Genomic DNA, 19,980 nt, shown 5'->3' with positions numbered 1-19,980 from the left:
TACTAGGCACGCGCGCTGCCGACCTCCGGCTTCCACCACTAGGCACGCGCACTGCCGACCTCCGGCTTCCACCACTAGGCACGCGCACTGCCGACCTCCGGCTTCCACCACTAGGCACGCGCACTGCCGACCCCGGCTTCCACCACTAGGCACGCGCACTGCCGACCTCCGGCTTCCACCACTGACCCCGCCTTACCGGTCCAGGCGGGCGAACCGCCGTACTCCCAGCGGGAAGAACACCGCGAGCAGGGCCGGCGGCCGGACCGCAGCCGCCCACACGTGCCCCGCCCAACGCAGGACCCACGGGGTCAGCCCCAGGACGTGCCCCGCTCCATCGCGACCAGCTCGAACGCCGTCCTCCCGTCCAGCGACTCCCGGATGATGTCGGCGTGGCCGGCGTGCCGGGCGGTCTCGCGGATCAGGTGCAGGCACAGCCAGCGCAGGGTGACACGCTCGTCCGGCGGGAACCAGGGCTCGTCGGGGAGCGGGAAGGTGTCGTCGAGGCTGGGCATGGACCGGATGAACGCCTCCGTCTCGGCGGCGACCTTCTCCCAGTACGCCAGCTGCGACTCGAGCGTCTCGTCGCCCACCAGCTGGAAGCTTTCGTGCCAGTTCGCCTCGGTCCGCCGGACCGCCGGCGGCTCCTGCCTGGCCCGGGCGACCCAGCCCTGCTCGGTCTCGGCGACGTGCTTGATCAACCCGGCCAGGGACAGCTCGCTGACGCTGGGGCGGGAGCGGGCCTGCTCGTCCGTCAGACCGAGCACCGCCCGCCGGATCCCGCCACGCTGTTCCTCCAGGAACGACAGCAGCGCTCCGCGCTCGTCGCCCTGCGCCTCGGCTCGCACGTGAGTGACCATGACCGGCCGCCTTTCGTCGGGTTCATCGGCTTGCCCTGCCTGACACCGACGACGCTACGGGCCCTTGCGGTCAGCTTCTGTCCGCAAAGGCCCGGTACCGGAGAAAACTAGAAGGGGAACCCGCTCCGCCCGTGCTGCACCGAGATCCACTTCACCGTGGTGAAGGCCTCCAGGGTCGTCTCGCCGTTCAGACGGCCGATGCCGGAGTGCTTCTCGCCGCCGAAGGGGACGAGCGGCTCGTCGTGGACGGTGCCGTCGTTCACGTGGAACATGCCGGTGTCGATCTGCTTGGCGAAGTTCACGCCGCGCTCGATGTCGCCGGTGTGGACGGCGCCGCTGAGGCCGTACGGGGTGTTGTTGACGATCCGGACCGCCTCCTCCTCCCCGTCGAACGGGATGAGGAAGGCGACCGGGCCGAAGACCTCCTGCTGGAGCAGCGCCGAGTCGGCGGGGACGTCCGTCAGAACGGACGGCTCGACCAGGTTGTCGGTGGTCGTGCCGCGCACCAGGGCCGTGGCGCCCTCGGCGAGTGCCTGCTCGACGGCGGCCGAAATCGCGTCCGCCTGCGAGGAGTTGATCACAGGGCCGATGACCGTCTGCGGGTCGCGCGGATCGCCGACCTTGAGGGATTTGACCTTGGCGACGAACTTCTCGGTGAACTCGTCGGCGATCGAGCGGTCCACCAGGACCCTGTTCGCGGCCATACAGACCTGGCCCTGGTGGACGTAGCGGCTGAAGACCGCCGCGTCCACCGCGTAGTCGATGTCGGCGTCGTCGAGGACCACCAGCGCGCTGTTGCCGCCCAGTTCGAGCACCGAGCGCTTGAAGTGCGAGGCGCAGACGGTGGCGACGTGCCGGCCGACCTTGTCGGAACCGGTGAAGGAGATGACCTTGGGGATCGGGTGCTCGATGAAGGCGTCGCCGATCTCGGCTATGTCCGTGATGACGACGTTCAGCAGGCCGCCCGGGAGCCCCGCGTCCTCGAAGATCTTCGCGATGAGCGAACCGCCGGTGATCGGAGTGTTCTGGTGCGGCTTGAGCACCACGCCGTTGCCGAGAGCGAGGGCCGGGGCGACCGACTTGATCGACAGCAGGAAGGGGAAGTTGAACGGGCTGATCACGCCCACGACGCCGACCGGGACCCGGTAGACGCGGTTCTCCTTGCCGTCGATCGGGGACGGGATGATCCTCCCCTCGGGGCGCAGCGCCAGGTGGATCGACTCGCGCAGGAACTCCTTGGCGAGGTGCAGCTCGAAGCCGGCCTTCACGCGCGTGCCGCCGAGCTCGGCGATGATCGCCTCGGCGATCTCCTGCTCGCGCTCCTCGATCAGGCGCAGCGCCTTCTCGAAGACCGCACGGCGGGCGTAGGCGTTGGTCGCGGCCCACTTCTTCTGGGCGCGGGCGGCCGCCCGGTAGGCCTCATCCACCTCGTCGACCGTGGCTATGGTGATCGAGGCCAGCTTCACTTCGTCGTACGGGTTGAAGTCGATGATGTCCCAGGAGCCGGTGCCCGGGCGCCACTCACCGTCGATGTACTGCTGGGCCAGGTCGGTGAAGTAGGACGACATGTGATCCCTCAATCCCCTGCTGCCGAGGCGGTCGAAGCAGTCGGAGCCCGATCAACTTCCGATCACTTCTTCACGGTCTGATCGCACGTCATCGTACTTACGGATCAAGGTACTTGCGGATCAAGCGAGTTGGACGACCACTTCGGGGCTCTGGACGAACGCTTCGGCGTTCTAGGGGATTCCCCAGGAAAGCTGAAGGAGCCCGCGCAGCAGGTCGCGGCTCTCGTCCGGCCCCGGGCTGTCCTGCTGCAGCTCCTTCAGCGCCTTCTCGTACTGGGCGACGTCCTCGTGCTTGTCCAGGTAGAGGGCGCTGGTGAGCTGCTCCAGGTAGACCACGTCCGACAGGTCGGACTCCGGGAAGCTGAGGATGGTGAACGCGCCGGACTCACCGGAGTGCCCGCCGAAGCTGAACGGCATGACCTGCAGCCTTACGTTGGGCCGCTCGGAGATCTCGATCAGGTGCTGAAGCTGGCCGCGCATCACCTCGCGGTCGCCGTAGGGGCGGCGCAGGGCGGCCTCGTCCAGGACGATGTGGAACTCGGGGGCGTTCTCGGAGAAGAGGTACTTCTGCCGCTCCAGGCGCAGCGCCACACGCCGCTCCACATCGGCCTCGCTCGCGCCCTGCATGCCGCGCCGGACCACCGCGCGGGCGTACGCCTCGGTCTGCAGCAGCCCGTGCACGAACTGCACCTCGTACGCACGGATCAGGGTCGCCGCGCCCTCCAGCCCCACATAGGTGGGGAACCAGCTGGGCAGGACGTCGGAGTAACTGTGCCACCAGCCCGCGACGTTGGCCTCCTTGGCAAGAGAGAGGAGGGAGGTGCGCTCCGCCTCGTCCGTGATGCCGTACAGGGTCAACAGGTCTTCGACATCCCTGGTCTTGAAGCTCACCCGGCCCAGCTCCATCCGGCTGATCTTCGATTCCGAGGCACGGATCGAGTACCCCGCCGCCTCGCGCGTGATCCCCCGTGCTTCACGCAGTCGCCTGAGTTGCGAGCCGAGCAGCATGCGCCGCACCACCGATCCTGGCTCTCCTGCGCTCACGTTCGCCAGCCTCCCCAACCGTCTTCAGGGGCCGCAGTCTGCCACTAAAACACTTCGAGCAGTACTCGTCCGATTACGGAGACGGAGAGAGATCAAAGAAACCGCTCAGTCAGAAGCAAGAAGGAGGCAAGCGGAGGACGAGAAGATGGCGGAAAAATGGCCAGTAAGCGGTACGGGATGGTCCAATTCGGTCGCGTGCACGTGCATCTGCCCTTGCATCTGCTGTACGCATCCGAAACCATGGTCCCGCGCCACCGCTGCATCGCAACGACCGCGAATTCCCGGGAGTGCCTCGCATGGGGACGAATGGATCGACCATGCTCGAGCCGTTACGGCAGGGCCTTCCGCCGCTGGATCCCGCGGCCGTGTCCAGCGCCGCCTCCTGTGCCCTGCCCGCCCGCTACGAAGCCGTCCGCGAGGCCAGGCAGTTCACCCGCAGAACGCTCGACCAGTGGGACACGGGCGACCGCTTCGACGACGCCTGTCTGGTGGTCTCCGAGCTGGTGACCAACGCGCTGCGGCATGCGCTGCCGGCATCCGCCACGCGCGCCTGCGAGCAGAACCCGCCCGTGCGGCTGCACCTGATGCACTGGACCGAGCGACTGGTGTGCGCGGTGCGCGACCCCAGCCAGGACAGCCCGGTCGCCCGCAACGACACGGACGACTGCTCGGCGGAGTCGGGCCGCGGCCTGTTCCTCGTCGACTCCTTCAGCGACAGCTGGGGCTGGCACCCGCTCGCCGGCACCCTGGGCGGCAAGGTCGTCTGGGCCCTGTTCCGGCTCCAGCCCGCCGAGTAGGAACCGCGGCGTTTTCTGACGCCGCGGTTCTACGCGCGTCACGGCGCGTCGTGCGCCGATCGCCCTGCGTTGCCCGACCTCCGAGGGTCCATCAGCCCGCTATCAGGTGGTCGAACTCGCCGTCCTTGATGCCCAGCAGCATCGCCTCGATCTCCGCGCGCGTGTAGACGAGCGCCGGACCGTCGGGGAAACGCGAGTTGCGCACGGCCACGTCTCCGCCCGGCAGCCGCGCGAACTCCACGCAGGAGCCCTGCGAGTTGCTGTGCCTGCTCTTCTGCCAGGACACCCCGCGCAGCTGCGTGGCCGCCATGCCGTTGTACACGTCGTACCCCCCGTACACGCCCTCAACGTCGCGGTCCACAGGTCGCTCCCCGGTGGTGCACTGGCTGGTGTGGCCATTGATGCATCGGTCAACTGACCCGGATCATAACCCTGTTCATGTGCAGATGCAGACACATATGCAGATGCAGATGCACGTGCACGCAAGGTGTTCCTGCGGTTACAGCTTTGACGTCCGCTTTACTGAAGCCGTTCCAGCGTCTGCCCCAGAGCCCGCAGAACATGCGTCCGCCAGCCCCCGTCCATGATCTTCCGCGCCATCAGCTGAGCCGGGTCGTCCGGATCGAATCCCTCGTGCACCAGGAACAAACGCGTACCGCGGCCCTCGTGTTCCAACGTCCATGTGATGGTCCAGTCCGCAGGGTTGGCCGGATCGGCGTCGGCCCAGCGGACGGACAGCATCCGCTCGACGTCGTAGGCGAGGACCTCCACGTCGACGACACCGGAGAAGTTCGAGTTGGGCCGCGGGACGGAGGTCATGCGGTACCGGTGCCCGACCTCGAGCCGGAAGTTCTCGGCACCCGGCATCTGCCACTGCACGAGCAGCTCCGGCTCGGTCAGCGCGCGCCAGACCTTGGCGGGCGGGTGGGGGAAGAACTGGTCGACGCAGATGGTGGTGAGGTCCGTGTCGTTGTCGTTGTCGGGCGTGGTGCGGTCATTGTCGGGCGTGGTGCTGCCGTCGTCAGGCGTGGTGCTGCCGTCGTCAGGCGTGGTGCTGCCGTCGTCAGCCGTGGTGCTGCCGTCGTCAGGCGTGGTGCCGTCGTTGTCAGGCGTGGTGCTCATGTCCGGTCATCGTCGGGCATACGGTCCAGGAGCTCGCCCAGGTCCTTCATCCGGCCGCGCCAGAACCGCTCGTACGGGTGGAGCCAGTCCTGCACCTCGGCGAGCGGGGCCGCCTGGAGGCGGTAGATGCGCTGCCGGCCGGAGCGCTGCTCAGAAACCAGGCCGGCCTCCCGGAGCACCTTGAGGTGTTCCGAGAGGCTGGGGCGGCGCATGTCGAAGTGGTCGGCCAGGGCCTGCACGGGCTGGGGCCCCTCGTCGCGCAGCAGCCGCAGCACCTCGCGGCGGGTGGCGTTGGCGAGGGCGGCGAAGACGCGGTCCTCGGCGTGCCCCAAGCCCTCGGCTCCGCTCGAGCAGGGGGTACCCCCGTCGCGGTTCCCGGTCGTGGTCATGCCTGCCTTTCTCCTGCCGAGCCCTACTGCTGGGCCTCCGTGAGCAGCATCAGACCGTTGCCGTCCGGGTCCCGGAAGGACGCCATCCGGCCCCACGGGAGGGCGTCGGGCCCCTGCACGGAGACGCCCGCCTCCGCGAGCCGGGCGCAGTCGGCGTCGACATCGGTCGTGACCAACATGATCCCTCGCGCGGAGCCGGGTTCGAAACCGCCCATCCCCGGCCCGGAGAGCGTGAAGACGGTCTGCGCGCCCTTGGGCGCGACCTGGAGCCACCGCCCCGGCGGCATGTCCAGGTCGGCGGTGACCTCGAAGCCGAGTACGTCCGTGTAGAAGCGCAGGGCACGGTCCTGGTCGGTGACGGGGAGGGTGACGAAGGAGGCGTGGGTGATGTTCATGAGCCAGACCATAGGTAGGAGATTCCCTACGCGTCAAGCATAGGGAATCTCCTACCTATAGGCGGGCGCGGCGGCGGCGCGCGGCCCGGGAGATGGTCCCGCCGGTGTGAAGGTCTTAGGGAGTCGAGGGGTCGATATGGCGAAGAAGAGCAAGATCGCGAAGGACGAGCATCGGAAGGAGGACATCGCACGGTATGCCGCGCTGCGGGCCGAACTCAGGGAGATCGTCCGGCAGCCGTCCTCGACGGAGGCCGGACGGCTCGCCGCCCAGCGCGAGTTGCGCAGGCAGCCGCAGGTCGCCGTCGCCACGCGGGGGCGCAACCGCGACCAGGTGGACGGCCGGCCCCGCGGTTACGTCCGCGTCTTCGGGCTGTCGCGGGTGAGTCTGCGGGAGCAGGCGCACGCGGGATACCTGCCCGGCGTCCGGAAGGCCTCCTGGTAGGTCTGGTAGGTCCTGGTAGCTTGCTGCGGTCGTTTCGGCCAAAGCTTGGGAGCTTCCAGTGACTTCGGCGACCATCTTGCGCACCTCCCGTACGGTGTCGCGCCGGCAGCTGCGGGTCGCAGCCGCGACCGCGAGTCTGGTCGGCGCGCTCGCTCTGACCGCGTGCAGCAGCGGCGGCGGCTCCAAGGACGATGCCTCCGCTACGCCCAGCCCGTCGTCGACCGCGACCGCGGACACCGGCGGGGGCACCGGCGGCGCGACGGCCAAGGCCGACGGGCTGGAGGGCAGTTGGCTCGCCACCACCGGCGGCAAGGCCGTGGTGCTGATGATCACCGGCACCAAGGCGGGGCTCTTCGCGACCGGCGGGACCGTGTGCAGCGGGACCGCAGGCGAGGAGGCCGGGATGCGGATGATCCACCTCAAGTGCTCGGACAGAAGCAAGAACCGCACGACGGGCATAGTGGACTCCGTCAACAAGACCACGCTCGAGGTGACCTGGAAGGGTGGTCTCGGCAAGGAGACGTACACCAGGTCGGAGGGCGGGACGTTGCCGCCGGGCCTGCCCACGGCGAGCCTCGGCTCCTGACGTTCGCGCAGGCCAGCGGGGTGCGGGAGCCCTCGGCCGACGGAACCCGTCCCGCCGCGCCGCGCCGAACCCCGGCCCGGCGGCGTAGCGGGCAACCGCGCCGCACGCTCATACCCGATGATCCTTGAGCATCGTCACGACCCCAAGGAACCCCCTCATGCGCGCCATTCCGATCACCGTCACCGCCCTCGCCACGACTCTCCTCCTCACCGCCTGCGACAGCGGCGGCAGCGGCAGCCACAGCGACACCGACACCGGAAGCAAGAACACCGACAGCACGGCCTGCCGAATTGGCGACGTCGGAGTGCAGGTCGGCCCCGCGAACGCCGCGCCCGCCGCCGGGGACACGGGCGACGTCCCCGTCACGATCACCAACCGCGGTGCCCGGTGCACCCTGCAGGGCTTCCCCGGCATCGTCCTGTCCGCCGGGAGCACCTCGGCGACCGTACCGGCGGACAAGGCCGGCAAGCCGCAGAGACTGACCCTCGCGAAGGGCGACACGGCCTCCTTCACCCTCACGTACGTGCGGGGCAAGGAGAGCGACGCGAAGAGCCTGGAGGCGAAGACGCTCAAGCTCAGCCTGCCAGGGGGTACCGACAACCAGAGCTTCACGTGGTCGTACGGTCCGGTCCAGGGCAAGAAGGACGTCACCGACCCGGACGCGTCGGTCGGCGCCTTCCAGCAGGCCGGGGACTGACCAGCGCAGGCCGGGGACTGACCAGCGCAGGCCGGGGACCGACCAGCGAGGACTGAACCGGCGAGGAACTGACCGCGGGCGTCAGCGGAGCGGCGGGCGGGCCCTGACCTGTGCCCGGTCCGCCGCCTGCGTGCCCTCAGTCCAGCCCGCCGCGTCGCTCACCCCGCGCAGGCGGGTGGTGGTCGTCTCCGGGAACATGCGGTCCAGGCGGTCGGTGACCGCGACGTCCCGGCTCGCCAGGACCGGGAGCAGGTCCTCGGTGACCTGCGTCTCGGCGGCAGCGGCGAGGCGGGTGCCGATGCGGTGGGCGTAGGCGGCGAGGAAGGACTGCCGGAAGGTCTTGGTCCGCTTGCGCCCGCCGACACGCTGGGCGGCCTCGGCCCTGGTCATCGCGGTCGTGGCCTGGACGAGGAGAGAGGTGTAGAGCATCTCGACCGCCTCGAGGTCGGCCTCGAAGCCGACGACGGTCGAGAAACCGAGGGGTTCGTTCCACACGGCCCGGCAGTGGTTCGCGGTGGCGACGGCGTCCAGCAGCACGGCTTTGGCCTGCTCGTACGGCGGTTCGACACCGATGCGGCAGGCGCCGGGGGCGTCGGCGGACGGAGCGCGGGCGGCGAGCAGCGCCTCGTCGATGCTGTGCCGGGCCATCAGCTCCTGCGCCTTGGCGCTCAGCGCCTCCGCCTCCTCCGGGTACCCGGTCGCCTCCGCCTTGGCCAGCAGCGCACGTATCCGGGTGAGCAGCCGGGAGTCGGTCCGGGGCGCGTGCGCGGGCTCGTCGAGGACTTCCAGCGCGGGCAGCCGCAGCAGCAGGCGGTACAGCTCCAGGACGGCGGTGGCGTACGAGAACCGGTCGCTACGGGCGGGCGCCCCGGTGGTCAGTTCGTCGAGCTGGGCCCTCCAGCGCCGGCCACGCGGCCGGTCGTCCGACGCCTGCGCGCGGATAAGCGCCGACACGAGGCGTACGTGGACGTCGTCCAGCTCCCGCCGCACGATCCGTACGACATCGGCGGGCTGCCAGCCCCGCCGCCACGCCGCCGCCACGAACTCCTCTCCCCGCCGGGCGACTTCGGCGTCCACCGCCGGATCGGCCGCGAGCAGAGAGGCGCCGGTGTCGAGGGCGTCGTCGGTAGGGGTGTAGAGGGCGGCCTGGAAGGCACGGTCGACGGTGCTGGGCGTACTCACCCGTCGATCGTGTCATGGAGGCGGGAGCGATCCGTCCACAGGGTGTGGACAACCAGCCGGCCTCCCGGGAGCACAGCGCCCAAGAGGCGACACGTGACCCGTGCCGGAGGTGACACCCACGCCGGAGGTGACACCCACGCCGGAGGCGGCACCCACGCCGGAGGTGACAGCCGTGCCGGAGGCGGCACCCACGCCGGAGGCGGCACCCACGCCGGAGGCGGCACCCGTGCCGGAGGTGACACCCACGCCGGAGGCGGCACCCACGCCGGAGGTGACACCCACGCCGGAGGCGGCACCCACGCCGGAGGTGACAGCCGTGCCGGAGGCGGCACCCACGCCGGAGGCGGCACCCACGCCGGAGGTGACAGCCGTGCCGGAGGCGGCACCCGTGCCGGAGGCGGCACGCGCCCCGTCTCACCGAAATTCGGTCGCCCCGGAGCCACGGCACTCCAAAGGATGGCGGGCATGGTCGACACGTCTCTCTACGCGGCGTTCCTGGTAGCCGCTTTCGCCCTCTGCATCACTCCGGGCCCCGACATGATGTTCATCGTGGCGGTGGGCGGCCGAGGCGGCCCCGCCACCGGCGTGTTGGCCGCGTTCGGCGTGGCCTGCGCAATGTTCGTGCACACGGTGGCCGCGGCGCTCGGACTCTAGGCGCTGTTCACGACGCTGCCCACGCTGTACCACGTACTGCGCTGGGTGGGCGCGGCCTATCTGCTGTATCTGGCCGTCAAGGCGTTCCGGGACCGGGCGGTGCCGGCCGAGGAGTCCGACGGCAGCCCCGGCGCGGGGCGGCGGCGCGCCTTCTGGCAGGGGGCGGTCACCAACCTCTTCAACCCCAAGGTGATCCTCTTCAACGCCGCGTTCCTTCCCCAGTTCGTGAATCCCGACCTCGGCCATGTGCCGGAGCAGTTCCTCGTCCTCGGCATGACGATCACGGTGATGGGCTTCGCCGTCGACGGCTCGATCGGAGTGCTCTCCGGCAAGCTCTCCACGCTGCTGCGCCGCAGCCGGCGCATGGCGCGCGGGCTCAACATCTTCAGCGGCACGGTGTTCACGGGGCTGGCGCTGCGCCTCGCCGCCTCTCCGAACTAGAACAGTGTCAACCATCGGTTGACGACCGCTCCTCGTCAACCTACGGTTGACACATGACCACCAACCCCGGCATCACGTCAGCAGTCCGTCTCGACGACCTCATCTCGGCAATCAAGAAGGTCCACGAGGAGCCCCTCGAGCAACTCCAGGACGCGGTACTGGCCGCCGAGCACCTCCGGGAGGTGGCCGACCACCTCATCGGGCACTTCGTCGACCAGGCGCGGCGTTCGGGCGCCTCCTGGACCGACATCGGCAAGAGCATGGGCGTCACCCGGCAGGCCGCCCAGAAGCGGTTCGTGCCGAAGGAGTCGACCGATCTCGACCCCAGCCAGGGCTTCAGCCGCTACACGCCACGCGCCCGCAAGGTCGTCATGGCCTCCCACGAGCAGGCCAAGGCAGCCAAGAACTCCGAAGGACTCCCCGAACATCTCGTCCTCGGACTGCTCACCGAACCGGAGGCCCTCGCCGCGAAAGCGATCACCGAGCAGGGTGTATCCCTTGACGCGGTCCGCGAGGCCGCGACCGCCGCGCTGCCGCCGGCGTCCGCCGACGCTCCCGAGCTCGTCCCCTACGGGCCGGCCGCCAAGAAGACCCTGGAACTCACCTTCCGCGAGGCCCTGCGCCTCGGCCACAACTACATCGGCACCGAACACATCCTGCTGGCCCTGCTGGAGTACGAGAACGGCGAGGGCGTCCTGAGCCGCCTCGGCCTGGACAAGGCGCGCACTGAGGAGTACGTCGTGACGACCCTGGCGGAGCTGCTGAAGGCCCGTGAGCAGGAAGAGCGGGACCAGGAGGGGCAGGACAGCTGACCGACCGATGAATCCGCAGGTCGCAGCCATTGTCAGAGCTGCCTGCGACACTCGCAGACATGACCGACCGGTGGGCTCTGGCTCCGACCGAGGACGGTGGCGCTCAGGTCGCCCCACTCGGTCCGGACGGGCTGCCCGCCGGGCCGGTGCGCCGGGAGGCGGACCTCGCCGAGGCCGTCCGCAGCAGGCCGGGCGTCACGCGGTGGGTGTGGCGGTCCACCGCCGAGGTCTGTCCGCGCCTGCTCGCCGCGGGGGTGCGAGTGGAGCGGTGCTACGACATCGAGGACGCCGAGACGCTCCTCCTCCGCCACGAGGGGCGCTACGGCGAGCCCCGCTCGGCGGCCGCCGCCCTGGCCCGGCTGCGCGGCGGCCCCGTACCGCAGGATCCGCCGCAGCGGTCCGCCGAGCCCGGCGCGCAGTCCCCGCTCTTCGAGCCGCAGACCGTGCGCCTGCCGCTGGAGGACCTGATCGCGGTGTACGCCGACCAGCAGCGGCGGCACGACCGGGCCGAGCACCCCGACCGCATGCGCCTGCTGACGGCCGCCGAGTCGGCGGGGATGCTGGTGGCGGCCGAGATGAACCACGCGGGCCTGCCGTGGAGAGCGGACGTGCACCGCGAGGTGCTGCACGAGCTGCTCGGCGAGCGGTACGCGGGCGGCGGCGAGCCCCGCCGCCTGGCCGAGCTCGCCGACGAGGTGTCCGCGGCCTTCGGCCGCCGGGTGCGGCCCGATCTGCCCGCCGACGTCGTCAAGGCCTTCGCCCAGGCCGGGATCAAGGTCAGGTCCACCCGCCGCTGGGAGATCCAGGCCGTCGACCATCCGGCCGTCAAACCCCTGCTCGAGTACAAGAAGCTGTACCGGATCTGGGTCGCCCACGGCTGGTCCTGGCTGCAGGACTGGGTGCGCGACGGACGGTTCCGGCCGGAGTTCCTCGCGGGCGGCACCGTCACCGGGCGCTGGGTGACCAAGGGCGGGGGCGCGCTGCAGATCCCGAAGGTCATCCGGCGTGCCGTGGTCGCCGACCCGGGCTGGCGGCTCGTGGTCGCCGACGCCGACCAGATGGAGCCGCGCGTGCTCGCCGCGATCTCCCGGGACCCCGGCCTGATGGAGGTGGCGAGCCGGGAGACCGACCTGTACCAGTCGGTGTCCGACCGCGCCTTCTCCGGCGACCGCGCCCAGGCCAAGCTCGCCGTGCTCGGCGCGGTCTACGGCCAGACCTCCGGAGACGGGCTGAAGAACCTCGCCGCGCTCAGACGCCGCTTCCCCAAGGCGGTCGCGTACGTCGACGAGGCGGCGCGGGCCGGTGAGGAGGGGCGGCTCGTACGGACCTGGCTGGGGCGCACATGCCCGCCGGCGGCCGGGACGGGCGACGACGCCTCCGAGGAGGCCGGGATTCCGGTCGCGCAGGACGCGACCGGAGAGCAGCCCGCCGAGCAGCAGTGGATGCCGGGATACGCCTCGACCGACTCCCGTGCCCGGGGCCGCTTCGCCCGCAACTTCGTCGTCCAGGGCAGCGCCGCCGACTGGGCCCTGCTGCTGCTCGCCGCACAACGGCGGACCTGCCGGGACATGGCGGCCGAGCTGGTCTTCTTCCAGCACGACGAGGTGATCGTGCACTGCCCGAAGGAGGAGGCCGACACGGTCGTCGAGGCCATCCGGGAGGCGGCGGAGCTGGCGGGACGGCTGACGTTCGGAGAGACGCCGGTGCGGTTTCCGTTCACGACGGCGGTGGTGGAGTGCTATGCGGACGCCAAGTGAGCCGGAGAGGAAGCGGATGCCGGGTGGGCCGGTCACCGTACGTCCGGGGTTCCACGCCGAGTTCCTCGACCAGGCGGGCGCGCAGATCGCGGTGGACGGCCAGCGCCTCGGCCTGGCGGCCCGTGCGGTGCAGGGCGAGCATCAGCTGGCGGTGGTACGCCTCCCGCAACGGATGCTCGGCGGCGAGCGCCGTCAACTCCGGGACGAGACCGGACAGCCGGGTACCGCCGACGGCCAGCTCGGCGTCGTAGCGCCACTCCAGGAGCAGCAGCCGTGCCTCCTCCAGGCGCTGGACGACGGCGTAGCCGCCAAGGTCGGCGGGCAGGCCGCTCAGCGGCGTGCCCCGCCACAGCGCGAGCGCCGCCATGCTGGCGCGCACCACCCGCGCCCAGTCCTGGTCGGCGTGCGCGGCACGCACCTCGGTGAGCCGGGCTTCGAAGACGTGGAGGTCCAGTTCGCCCTGCTCGACCGGCAGCAGGTACCCGGGCGGTACGGCGCGCAGCCGCTCGGGATCGTCGAGGAGCCGGCGCAGCCGGGCCACGTGGTTGTGCAGCGAGGCCTGCGCGGAGGCCGGTGGAGCACCGCCCCACAGCGCGTCCTTCAGCGACTCGACGGAGACGACGCGGCCGGCTTCGAGCAGCAGGGCGGCGAACAGGGCGCGGACCTTGGGGCTGCCGATGGAGCGGACGGCGGGGCGGGACAGGTCCTTCGGGGCGTGCGGTCGAGGCCGGACGGGTCACCGGCGCCGCTCTCCGCGCCGTAACCGACGGGGTCGTACAGGACGGGCGGCCCCAGCAGTCCGAACCGCAGGTCGCACCGCTTCACGCCGCCCACTGCCTTCCCGAGCGGTCACGACCGACCGAGTTCCAGGGCGGACCCCCGCCGTCCTTGGCGGATTTCCGTCCTCGCCACAGCGGTTTCCCGCCACCTTCAGCACCACGGGCCCGGCCGGATTCCAGTACGGTTCGGGCCGTCTCCCGGTGTCCCCCGGCGACTTCGCGCCAACTGGCCCACGACGACCGGGAAAACCGTTGGCCACATGTTAGCGATCCGTTGGTGCGGCCTGATGCGATCGATTCATCGGATCTGGCCCGACGGTGCGCGCGTACGACGCGTAGCTCGGGGGAGTGTCGCCGCCGGCCGGATCCGGGGACGCGAGGGGTCCCGGTCGGCGGAGGTGAGTGACCGGGGCCCTCGTCCGCGTCTCGGAGGGTCTTCAGATGACCGGCGGCCGGCCCAGCCGGGTGAGCCGCCACACCGTCCGCCAGCGCATCGGCCGCCGTTCGCCCGCAGGTTCGCGCAGGCCCTCCAAGAACCCTCCGAACCACGCCCGCAGCCCGGCGAACGACCGGGTCCGTACGAGGGTGAGCAGCGTCCAGATCCCCAGGTGCACAGGGATGAGCGCGAGCGGCAGCCGCCGCCGGACCAGCCAGACCCGGTTGCGGGCGGTGACCCGGTAGTAGATCGCGTGCCGGGCAGGGGAGGTCTTCGGGTGCTGCAGGAGAAGTTCGGGCGCGTAGAGGATCTTCCAGTCCGCGTCGGCGGCCCGCCAGGCCAGGTCGGTCTCCTCGTGCGCGAAGAAGAACTCGGCGGGCCAGTCCCCGGTCTCCGCCAGCATCGCCATGCGCAGGGCGTGCCCGCCGCCGAGGAACCCGGTCACATACCCGCCCCGCATCGGGTCCGACGCGCCGACCCGGGGCACGTGCCGCTGCTGGGTCTCGCCGTGCTCGTCGGCGATGCGGAAGCCGACGATGCCGAGCCGGGGATCGGCGGCGTACAGGTCCCGTACGCGGCGCAGCACGTCCGCGTCGACCAGCAGCCCGTCGTCGTCCAACTCGACGACGACGTCGATGTCGCCGAACTCCCGCAGCCGGGCCAGGGCCACGTTCCGCCCGCCGGGGCACCCGAGGTTCTCCTCGACGTCGATCGTGGTGACCTCGCCGGGCAGGGAGAGCCGGTGGGCGAACTCGGGCAGCCGGCAGCCGTTGCCGACGATCACGATACGGGCAGGGGCGAGGTCCTGCTTGGCCACGGATTCCAGCAGGGCGTCGACCTCGGCGGGCCGGTTCCCCATGGTCACCACGGCGACGGCGATCCTCGGCTCCACCGGTTCCACCACGGTCCCCTCACCCCATCCGACGACGACGGCGACCGCGCTCCCGTCGCGCGGCGCTCCTCGTTCACCAAGATGTTGCCTCACATCCGCTGGTTGTCCTGACGTCGCATCACTTTACGTCCTCTTTGCACCGTTTTACTGCCGGTTTTCCCCGCGGTCCCTGCGCGGACGAACTTCAGCCCCGACCAGTCCTCGTCGAGCGCGGCGACCTTCACGTCGACGACACCGAGCGGGAGGAAGACGTCCCGCAGGGCGTTCTCGGTGATGTCACTGACGTGCCCGACGGCCTTGCGCGGCCACGCGATCCAGAGCATGGCGGCGTCGGCGAGGCCGGCGACGAGTGCGGGGGCCTCGGCGTCGAGTGTCTTCCGCTCGCGGAAGAAGGCGACGGCGACGTCCGCGCCGCGCGGCCCGCCGTCGGCGACGTCGCAGCCGGCCGGGAGCCCGGGATCTCCCACCCTTGCGGGGCATGCAGGAGCCGTACCCACTGCCCGGCCCTGATCCCGGCCTTCCGGGCCGGCGGGGTGCCGGAGTACCCCCCTGGGAGGCACCGAAGCCGCTCATCGCCCTACGGTAAACCCTGAAGATCCACGCAGGAGTGTGGACGGAAGATCCACGCAGGAGTGTGGACGAGTGGGACGACAGTCCCGTGGGGGGGGAGAACCGACATGCGATTCCGCTGCGCCGTGCTCGACGACTTCCAGAACGTCGCGACCACCGTCGCCGACTGGTCGCCGGTGAACGACCGGGTGGAGGTGGTGCCCTTCACGGAGCACTTCGCCACGGAGGACGAACTCGCCGCGGCGCTCGCCGACTTCGACATCGTGGTCACCCTGCGGGAACGGGTCCCCTTCCCCGCCTCGCTGCTGGACCGGCTCCCCCGTCTGAAGCTCCTGATCGCCTCCGGCATGCGCAACTCGGTGATCGACTACGCCGCCGCGCGCGCGAACGGCGTGACCGTGTGCGGCACAGAGAGCTCCTCCACCCCACCGGTGGAACTCACCTGGGCCCTCCTCCTCGGCCTCGCCCGGGGCATCGTGACGGAGAACAACGCCCTGCGCACCGGCGGCCCCTGGCAGTCCACCGTGGGCGCCGACCTGCACGGCCGCCGGCTCGGCCTGCTCGGGCTCGGCAAGATCGGCAGCAGGGTGGCGCAGGTCGGCCTCGCTTTCGGCATGGAGGTCGCCGCGTGGAGCCAGAACCTCACCAAGGAGCGCGCGGACGCGGTGGGCGTCGAGTTGGCCGCCTCCAAGGAGGACCTGCTCGCGTCCGCCGACTTCGTCTCCGTCCACCTGGCCCTGAGCGACCGCACCCGCGGCCTGATCGGCGCCCCCGAACTCGCCCTCTTGAAGCCGACCGCGTACCTGATCAACACCTCCCGCGCCGCGATCGTCGACCAGGACGCCCTGCTTACGGCCCTGCACGAGGGCCGCATCGCCGGCGCGGGCGTCGACGTCTTCGACATCGAGCCACTCCCCGCGGACCACCCGATGCGCAGCGCTCCCCGGCTGCTGGCCACACCGCACCTGGGTTACGTCTCCCGGGCGAACTACGGGCGGTACTACGGCCAGGCGGTGGAAGCCATCGAGGCGTACCTCGCGGGGAGGCCGGTACGAATCCTGGGCTGAGCCCCGACCGCGCTGCGCCAGGCAGGCAGGCAGACAGACAGGAAGGAAGACAGGCAGGAAGGCAAGCAGGAAGGCAGGCAGGAAGGCAGGAAACCAAGAAACCCCAGGCCAGCTGATATCTGACCTGGGGTTCCAGTGGAGCCGCTTTCGGGATTCGAACCCGAGACCTACGCATTACGAGTGCGTTGCTCTGGCCATCTGAGCTAAAGCGGCGCGCTGCCCGCACTATGGTGCGATCAGCAACGTCGGTAAGTCTACACAGTTTCCGGGGGTGCTTCGTACACGCCCCGGAGACGCCCCGGGGCCGGGGCCCCGGGACAGGTCTCGGTGGCTACGAGCAGCGTTTTCCCCGGGTCGGCGGGGTGCTGCGGAGCAGGTAGGCGTCGATCGTGGAGTCGATGCAGGCGCTGCCGCGGCCGTAGGCGGTGTGGCCGTCGCCCACGTACGTGAGCAGGCGGGCCGAGGAGAGCTGACGGGACAGGGCCTGGGCCCAGCGGTACGGGGTCGCCGGGTCGCGGGTGGTGCCGACGACCACGATGGGGGCCGCGCCCTTCGCCTCGATTCGGTGCGGCTCGCCGGTGGGCTTCACTGGCCAGTACGCACAGTTCAGGGACGCCCAGGCGAGGCCCTCACCGAAGACCGGGGACGCCTTCTCGAAGGCGGGGAGCGCCTTCTCCACCTGCTCGGGGGTGGAGAACGCCGCCGGGAGGTCCAGGCAGTTCACGGCGGCGTTGGCGAACATCAGGTTGCTGTAGCGGCCGTCGGCGTTCCGCTCGTAGTAGCTGTCGGAGAGGACGAGCAGCCCGGCGCCGTCGTTCTTGCGCATCGCCGAGGTCAGCGCCGCGCGCAGTTGCGGCCACGCCTCCTGGTCGTACATCGCCGCGATCACCCCCGTGGTGGCGAGCGCCTCGCCGAGCCTGCGGCCGTCCGCGTCGCCGGTGGGGATGGGGTGCGCGTCGAGCTTCCGGAAAAACGCCTTCAGTCTCTCGCCGGCCTGCTGGGGCGTCGTGCCCCGGCCGCCCAGCGGGCAGTCGCTGTGCCGTACGCAGTCCTTCGCGAATACCTGGAACGCCGTCTCAAAGCCCGCCGTCTGGTCCAGGTTCATCCGGCGCGCGGACAGCGAGGGGTCCATCGCGCCGTCCAGGACGAGCCGGCCCACCCGGTTCGGGAAGAGCCCGGCGTACGTGGCACCCAGGAACGTCCCGTACGACGCCCCGATGTAGTTCAGCCTCCGGTCGCCCAGCACGGCCCGCAGGATGTCCATGTCCCGCGCCGCCTCGACGGTGGAGAGGTGGCGCAGCAGGTTCGGCGCGTGGCCGCCGCAGCCCTCCGCGAACTTCCGGTACGCATCGGCGAGCGCGTCGGTCTCCTTGCGGTCGTCGGGCGTGATGTCGGTCTGCGTGAAGGTGTCCATGTCCCGGTCGTCGAGGCACTCGACGGGCTCGCTGCGGGCGACGCCGCGCGGGTCCATCGCGACCAAGTTGTAGCGGGCGCGGACCTCGGCCGGGTAGCCGACGCCGGCGTACTGCTGCAGGTAGCCGATCGCCGAGCCGCCCGGACCGCCCGGATTCACCAGGAGCGAGCCGAGGGGCTTGCCCGGGCCGGTGGCCTTCTTGCGGGCGACCGCCAGCTTGATGTCGCCCGCGGCCGGCCGGTTGTAGTCCAGCGGCGCCTTCATGGTGGCGCACTGGAAGCCGGGGACACCGCAGTTGCGCCAGGTCAGCTTCTGCCCGTAGTACGGCGACAGGCCGGACGGCGTGGACCGTGGCAGCGCGGCCAGTACCGCTTCCGCCGCGGGGGTGGCGTGGCTCGGCGCGCCCCCGGAGGAGCAGGCCGAGACGAGCAGGGCGGCGGCTGCGAGCAGGGAGCCGCCGGTATGGGCCGTGCGGGCGGTACGGGTCAGGGAACTCCGGTTGATCGGACGAAAGGCGCGCCTGATGTACATCAAGCGAGCGTAACGCTGCGCGACGGCTCGGATGCTCTTTGCGCATCTCGTGCCTCGTACGAGTGACGCCGCCAAACGGCTGCCGACGCCGGGGAGCGTGGCCACGGGGTCGCCGAGCATGGCCACGGGCCGCCGGGCGTGGCCACGTTCGCCAGGCGTGGCCACGGGTTCGCCAGGCGTGGCCACGGGTTCGCCAGGCGTGGCCACGGGTTCGCCGGACCCCGTGTCCGTCAGCCGGCTCTGAGGGCCATCGTCATCGCCTCCACCGCGAGGAGCGGGGCCACATTGCGGTCGAGGGCGTCGCGGCAGGCGGCGATCGCCTCGATACGGCGCAGGGTGGACTCCGGGGAGCTGCCGCGGGCGAGGCGACCCAGGGTGTCCTCGACGTCCGCGTTGGCGATCGCCACCCGGGAGCCGAGCTGGAGGGCGAGGACGTCGCGGTACAGGCCGGTGAGGTCGGTCAGGGCGAGGTCGAGGGTGTCGCGCTGCGTGCGCGTGCGGCGGCGCTTCTGCTTGTCCTCCAGATCCTTCATTACGCCCGCCGTACCCCGCGGCAGCCGGCCGCCCTGGGGCGCGCCCAGCGCCGCCTTCAGCTCCTCGGTCTCCTTGGCGTCCACCTCCTCGGCGAGCGCCTTGGCGTCCTCGGCTGCCGCGTCGACCAGCTCCTGGGCCGCCTTGAGGCAGCCGCCGATGTCGTCGAGGCGGAGGGGGAGCTTCAGGACGGCGGCACGGCGCTCGCGGGCGGCCGGGTCGGTGGCCAGGCGGCGGGCCCGGTCGACGTGGCCCTGGGTGGCGCGGGCCGCGGCGGCCGCCACGTCGGGCTCGACGCCCTCCCGGCGTACGAGCATGTCGGCGACGGCGTCCACCGAGGGCGTGCGCAGGTTCAGGTGGCGGCAGCGGGAGCGGATCGTGGGCAGGACGTCCACGATCGAGGGGGCGCACAGCAGCCAGACGGTGCGAGGCGCGGGTTCCTCGACGGCCTTCAGAACGGCGTTGGCGGACTTCTCGTTCAGCCGCTCGGCGTCCTCGACGAGGATCACCTGCCAGCGGCCGTTCGCCGGGGAGGTGAACGACTTGCGGACGGTGTCCCGCATGTCGTCGGCGAGGATCTGGGTGCCGACGGCGGCGACTGTGGTGACGTCGGCGTGGGTGCCGACCAGCGTCGTGTGGCAGCCGTCGCAGAAGCCGCAGCCGGGGGCTCCGCCGAGGGCGCGGTTGGGGCTCACGCACTGCAGTGCGGCGGCGAAGGCCCGCGCCGTCTGCGTGATGCCCGCGCCGGGCGGCCCCGTGAACAGCCAGGCGTGCGTCATCTTCGACGCCTCGGGCAGCGGGGCGTCGGCGGCGGCCGCGGTGACCAGGGCATCGGCGTCCCGGGCAGCGGCATCCAACTGCTCGCCGACCTTCTCCTGCCCGACGAGGTCATCCCACACGCTCATGGGTCACGCCGCCCTTTCGTCGTACTTCGCGTTGCGGGATCCATTGTGCGGGGGACCACTGACAACGCGGGTGGACGGCTTGCGCTGCCCATGCCTCAACGGCCTGCGCCGA

General features: G+C 71.0%; 19 protein-coding genes, 1 tRNA gene and 2 pseudogenes. 8 read left to right on the top strand and 14 right to left on the bottom strand.

Features of this window, described 5'->3' with window-relative positions; all coding sequences use genetic code 11:
• Positions 1-308 precede the first annotated feature (308 nt).
• From ABZV31_RS21305 to ABZV31_RS21295, 3 genes are all read right to left on the bottom strand, one after another.
• On the bottom strand, positions 309-857 hold the full coding sequence (locus ABZV31_RS21305; protein ID WP_355896024.1) for a DinB family protein: 549 nt from the start codon (positions 855-857) through the stop codon (positions 309-311).
• Between the two features lie 107 nt (positions 858-964).
• Complete coding sequence (locus ABZV31_RS21300; protein WP_355896021.1) at positions 965-2,425, bottom strand: aldehyde dehydrogenase family protein; 1,461 nt, start codon at positions 2,423-2,425, stop codon at positions 965-967.
• Positions 2,426-2,596: 171 nt separating this feature from the next.
• On the bottom strand, positions 2,597-3,433 hold the full coding sequence (locus ABZV31_RS21295; protein ID WP_355896206.1) for a helix-turn-helix transcriptional regulator: 837 nt from the start codon (positions 3,431-3,433) through the stop codon (positions 2,597-2,599).
• A gap of 353 nt (positions 3,434-3,786) precedes the next feature.
• Here ABZV31_RS21295 and ABZV31_RS21290 point away from each other — a divergent pair, with 353 nt between their 5' ends.
• A complete protein-coding gene (locus ABZV31_RS21290; protein ID WP_355896018.1) occupies positions 3,787-4,266 on the top strand; it encodes an ATP-binding protein in 480 nt (159 codons plus the stop codon).
• 91 nt (positions 4,267-4,357) lie between these two features.
• Here the strand turns inward: ABZV31_RS21290 and ABZV31_RS21285 are convergent, their stop codons facing one another.
• The 4 genes from ABZV31_RS21285 to ABZV31_RS21270 all read right to left on the bottom strand — a co-directional run bounded on the left by ABZV31_RS21285 (position 4,358) and on the right by ABZV31_RS21270 (position 6,172).
• Complete coding sequence (locus ABZV31_RS21285) at positions 4,358-4,627, bottom strand: DUF397 domain-containing protein (RefSeq protein ID WP_355896015.1); 270 nt, start codon at positions 4,625-4,627, stop codon at positions 4,358-4,360.
• 158 nt (positions 4,628-4,785) lie between these two features.
• Entirely contained in the window at positions 4,786-5,217 is a 432-nt protein-coding gene (locus ABZV31_RS21280; RefSeq protein ID WP_355896203.1) for an SRPBCC domain-containing protein, read from the bottom strand.
• A gap of 167 nt (positions 5,218-5,384) precedes the next feature.
• Entirely contained in the window at positions 5,385-5,777 is a 393-nt protein-coding gene (locus ABZV31_RS21275) for a metalloregulator ArsR/SmtB family transcription factor (RefSeq protein WP_355896013.1), read from the bottom strand.
• A 23-nt stretch (positions 5,778-5,800) separates the two neighbouring features.
• Positions 5,801-6,172: a VOC family protein gene (locus ABZV31_RS21270; protein ID WP_355896011.1), complete on the bottom strand. Its 372-nt coding sequence runs from the start codon at positions 6,170-6,172 to the stop codon at positions 5,801-5,803.
• A 136-nt stretch (positions 6,173-6,308) separates the two neighbouring features.
• Here ABZV31_RS21270 and rpsN point away from each other — a divergent pair, with 136 nt between their 5' ends.
• The 3 genes from rpsN (at position 6,309) to ABZV31_RS21255 (ending at position 7,897) form a co-directional block, all read left to right on the top strand.
• Positions 6,309-6,614: a 30S ribosomal protein S14 gene (gene rpsN, locus ABZV31_RS21265; RefSeq protein WP_355896008.1), complete on the top strand. Its 306-nt coding sequence runs from the start codon at positions 6,309-6,311 to the stop codon at positions 6,612-6,614.
• Between the two features lie 58 nt (positions 6,615-6,672).
• Positions 6,673-7,200, top strand: a complete 528-nt coding sequence (locus tag ABZV31_RS21260) for a hypothetical protein (RefSeq protein WP_355896005.1) — start codon at positions 6,673-6,675, stop codon at positions 7,198-7,200.
• A gap of 157 nt (positions 7,201-7,357) precedes the next feature.
• On the top strand, positions 7,358-7,897 hold the full coding sequence (locus ABZV31_RS21255; RefSeq protein ID WP_355896002.1) for a DUF4232 domain-containing protein: 540 nt from the start codon (positions 7,358-7,360) through the stop codon (positions 7,895-7,897).
• Positions 7,898-7,978: 81 nt separating this feature from the next.
• Here the strand turns inward: ABZV31_RS21255 and ABZV31_RS21250 are convergent, their stop codons facing one another.
• Positions 7,979-9,079 carry a DUF2786 domain-containing protein gene (locus ABZV31_RS21250; RefSeq protein ID WP_355896000.1) on the bottom strand — a complete coding sequence of 367 codons (1,101 nt, stop codon included), beginning with the start codon at positions 9,077-9,079 and terminating at the stop codon, positions 7,979-7,981.
• A gap of 465 nt (positions 9,080-9,544) precedes the next feature.
• On the opposite strand from ABZV31_RS21250, the pseudogene ABZV31_RS21245 reads away from it, so the two are divergent.
• The 3 genes and pseudogenes from ABZV31_RS21245 (at position 9,545) to ABZV31_RS21235 (ending at position 12,743) form a co-directional block, all read left to right on the top strand.
• A pseudogene (locus tag ABZV31_RS21245) lies at positions 9,545-10,174 on the top strand (LysE family translocator).
• Positions 10,175-10,227: 53 nt separating this feature from the next.
• A complete protein-coding gene (locus ABZV31_RS21240) occupies positions 10,228-10,986 on the top strand; it encodes a Clp protease N-terminal domain-containing protein (protein ID WP_355895997.1) in 759 nt (252 codons plus the stop codon).
• A gap of 59 nt (positions 10,987-11,045) precedes the next feature.
• Positions 11,046-12,743, top strand: coding sequence for a bifunctional 3'-5' exonuclease/DNA polymerase (locus ABZV31_RS21235; RefSeq protein WP_355895994.1), 1,698 nt, complete (start codon positions 11,046-11,048; stop codon positions 12,741-12,743).
• A 46-nt stretch (positions 12,744-12,789) separates the two neighbouring features.
• Here the strand turns inward: ABZV31_RS21235 and ABZV31_RS21230 are convergent.
• From ABZV31_RS21230 to ABZV31_RS21220, 3 genes and pseudogenes are all read right to left on the bottom strand, one after another.
• Positions 12,790-13,446 (bottom strand): annotated as a pseudogene (locus tag ABZV31_RS21230) (AfsR/SARP family transcriptional regulator); the annotation flags it as partial.
• Between the two features lie 513 nt (positions 13,447-13,959).
• Positions 13,960-14,862, bottom strand: a complete 903-nt coding sequence (locus ABZV31_RS21225) for a glycosyltransferase (RefSeq protein WP_355895991.1) — start codon at positions 14,860-14,862, stop codon at positions 13,960-13,962.
• A 77-nt stretch (positions 14,863-14,939) separates the two neighbouring features.
• Positions 14,940-15,317, bottom strand: a complete 378-nt coding sequence (locus tag ABZV31_RS21220) for a hypothetical protein (protein ID WP_355895988.1) — start codon at positions 15,315-15,317, stop codon at positions 14,940-14,942.
• A gap of 210 nt (positions 15,318-15,527) precedes the next feature.
• Here ABZV31_RS21220 and ABZV31_RS21215 point away from each other — a divergent pair, with 210 nt between their 5' ends.
• Positions 15,528-16,487, top strand: coding sequence for a D-2-hydroxyacid dehydrogenase family protein (locus tag ABZV31_RS21215; RefSeq protein ID WP_355895985.1), 960 nt, complete (start codon positions 15,528-15,530; stop codon positions 16,485-16,487).
• A 136-nt stretch (positions 16,488-16,623) separates the two neighbouring features.
• Here the strand turns inward: ABZV31_RS21215 and ABZV31_RS21210 are convergent.
• From ABZV31_RS21210 to ABZV31_RS21200, 3 genes are all read right to left on the bottom strand, one after another.
• Positions 16,624-16,700: transfer RNA gene (locus tag ABZV31_RS21210), tRNA-Thr, on the bottom strand.
• A 118-nt stretch (positions 16,701-16,818) separates the two neighbouring features.
• The gene (locus tag ABZV31_RS21205) at positions 16,819-18,432 is read right to left on the bottom strand and encodes an alpha/beta hydrolase (RefSeq protein WP_355895982.1); all 1,614 of its coding nucleotides are present in this window, start codon (positions 18,430-18,432) and stop codon (positions 16,819-16,821) included.
• A 230-nt stretch (positions 18,433-18,662) separates the two neighbouring features.
• Complete coding sequence (locus ABZV31_RS21200; protein ID WP_355895979.1) at positions 18,663-19,868, bottom strand: DNA polymerase III subunit delta'; 1,206 nt, start codon at positions 19,866-19,868, stop codon at positions 18,663-18,665.
• Positions 19,869-19,980: the final 112 nt, after the last annotated feature.

The sequence above is a fragment of the Streptomyces sp. NPDC005202 genome (genome assembly GCF_040608235.1).
Classification (GTDB): domain Bacteria; phylum Actinomycetota; class Actinomycetes; order Streptomycetales; family Streptomycetaceae; genus Streptomyces.
The sequence above is the reverse complement of the archived record's forward strand: the minus strand, read 5'-3'. Positions and strand labels throughout refer to the sequence as shown.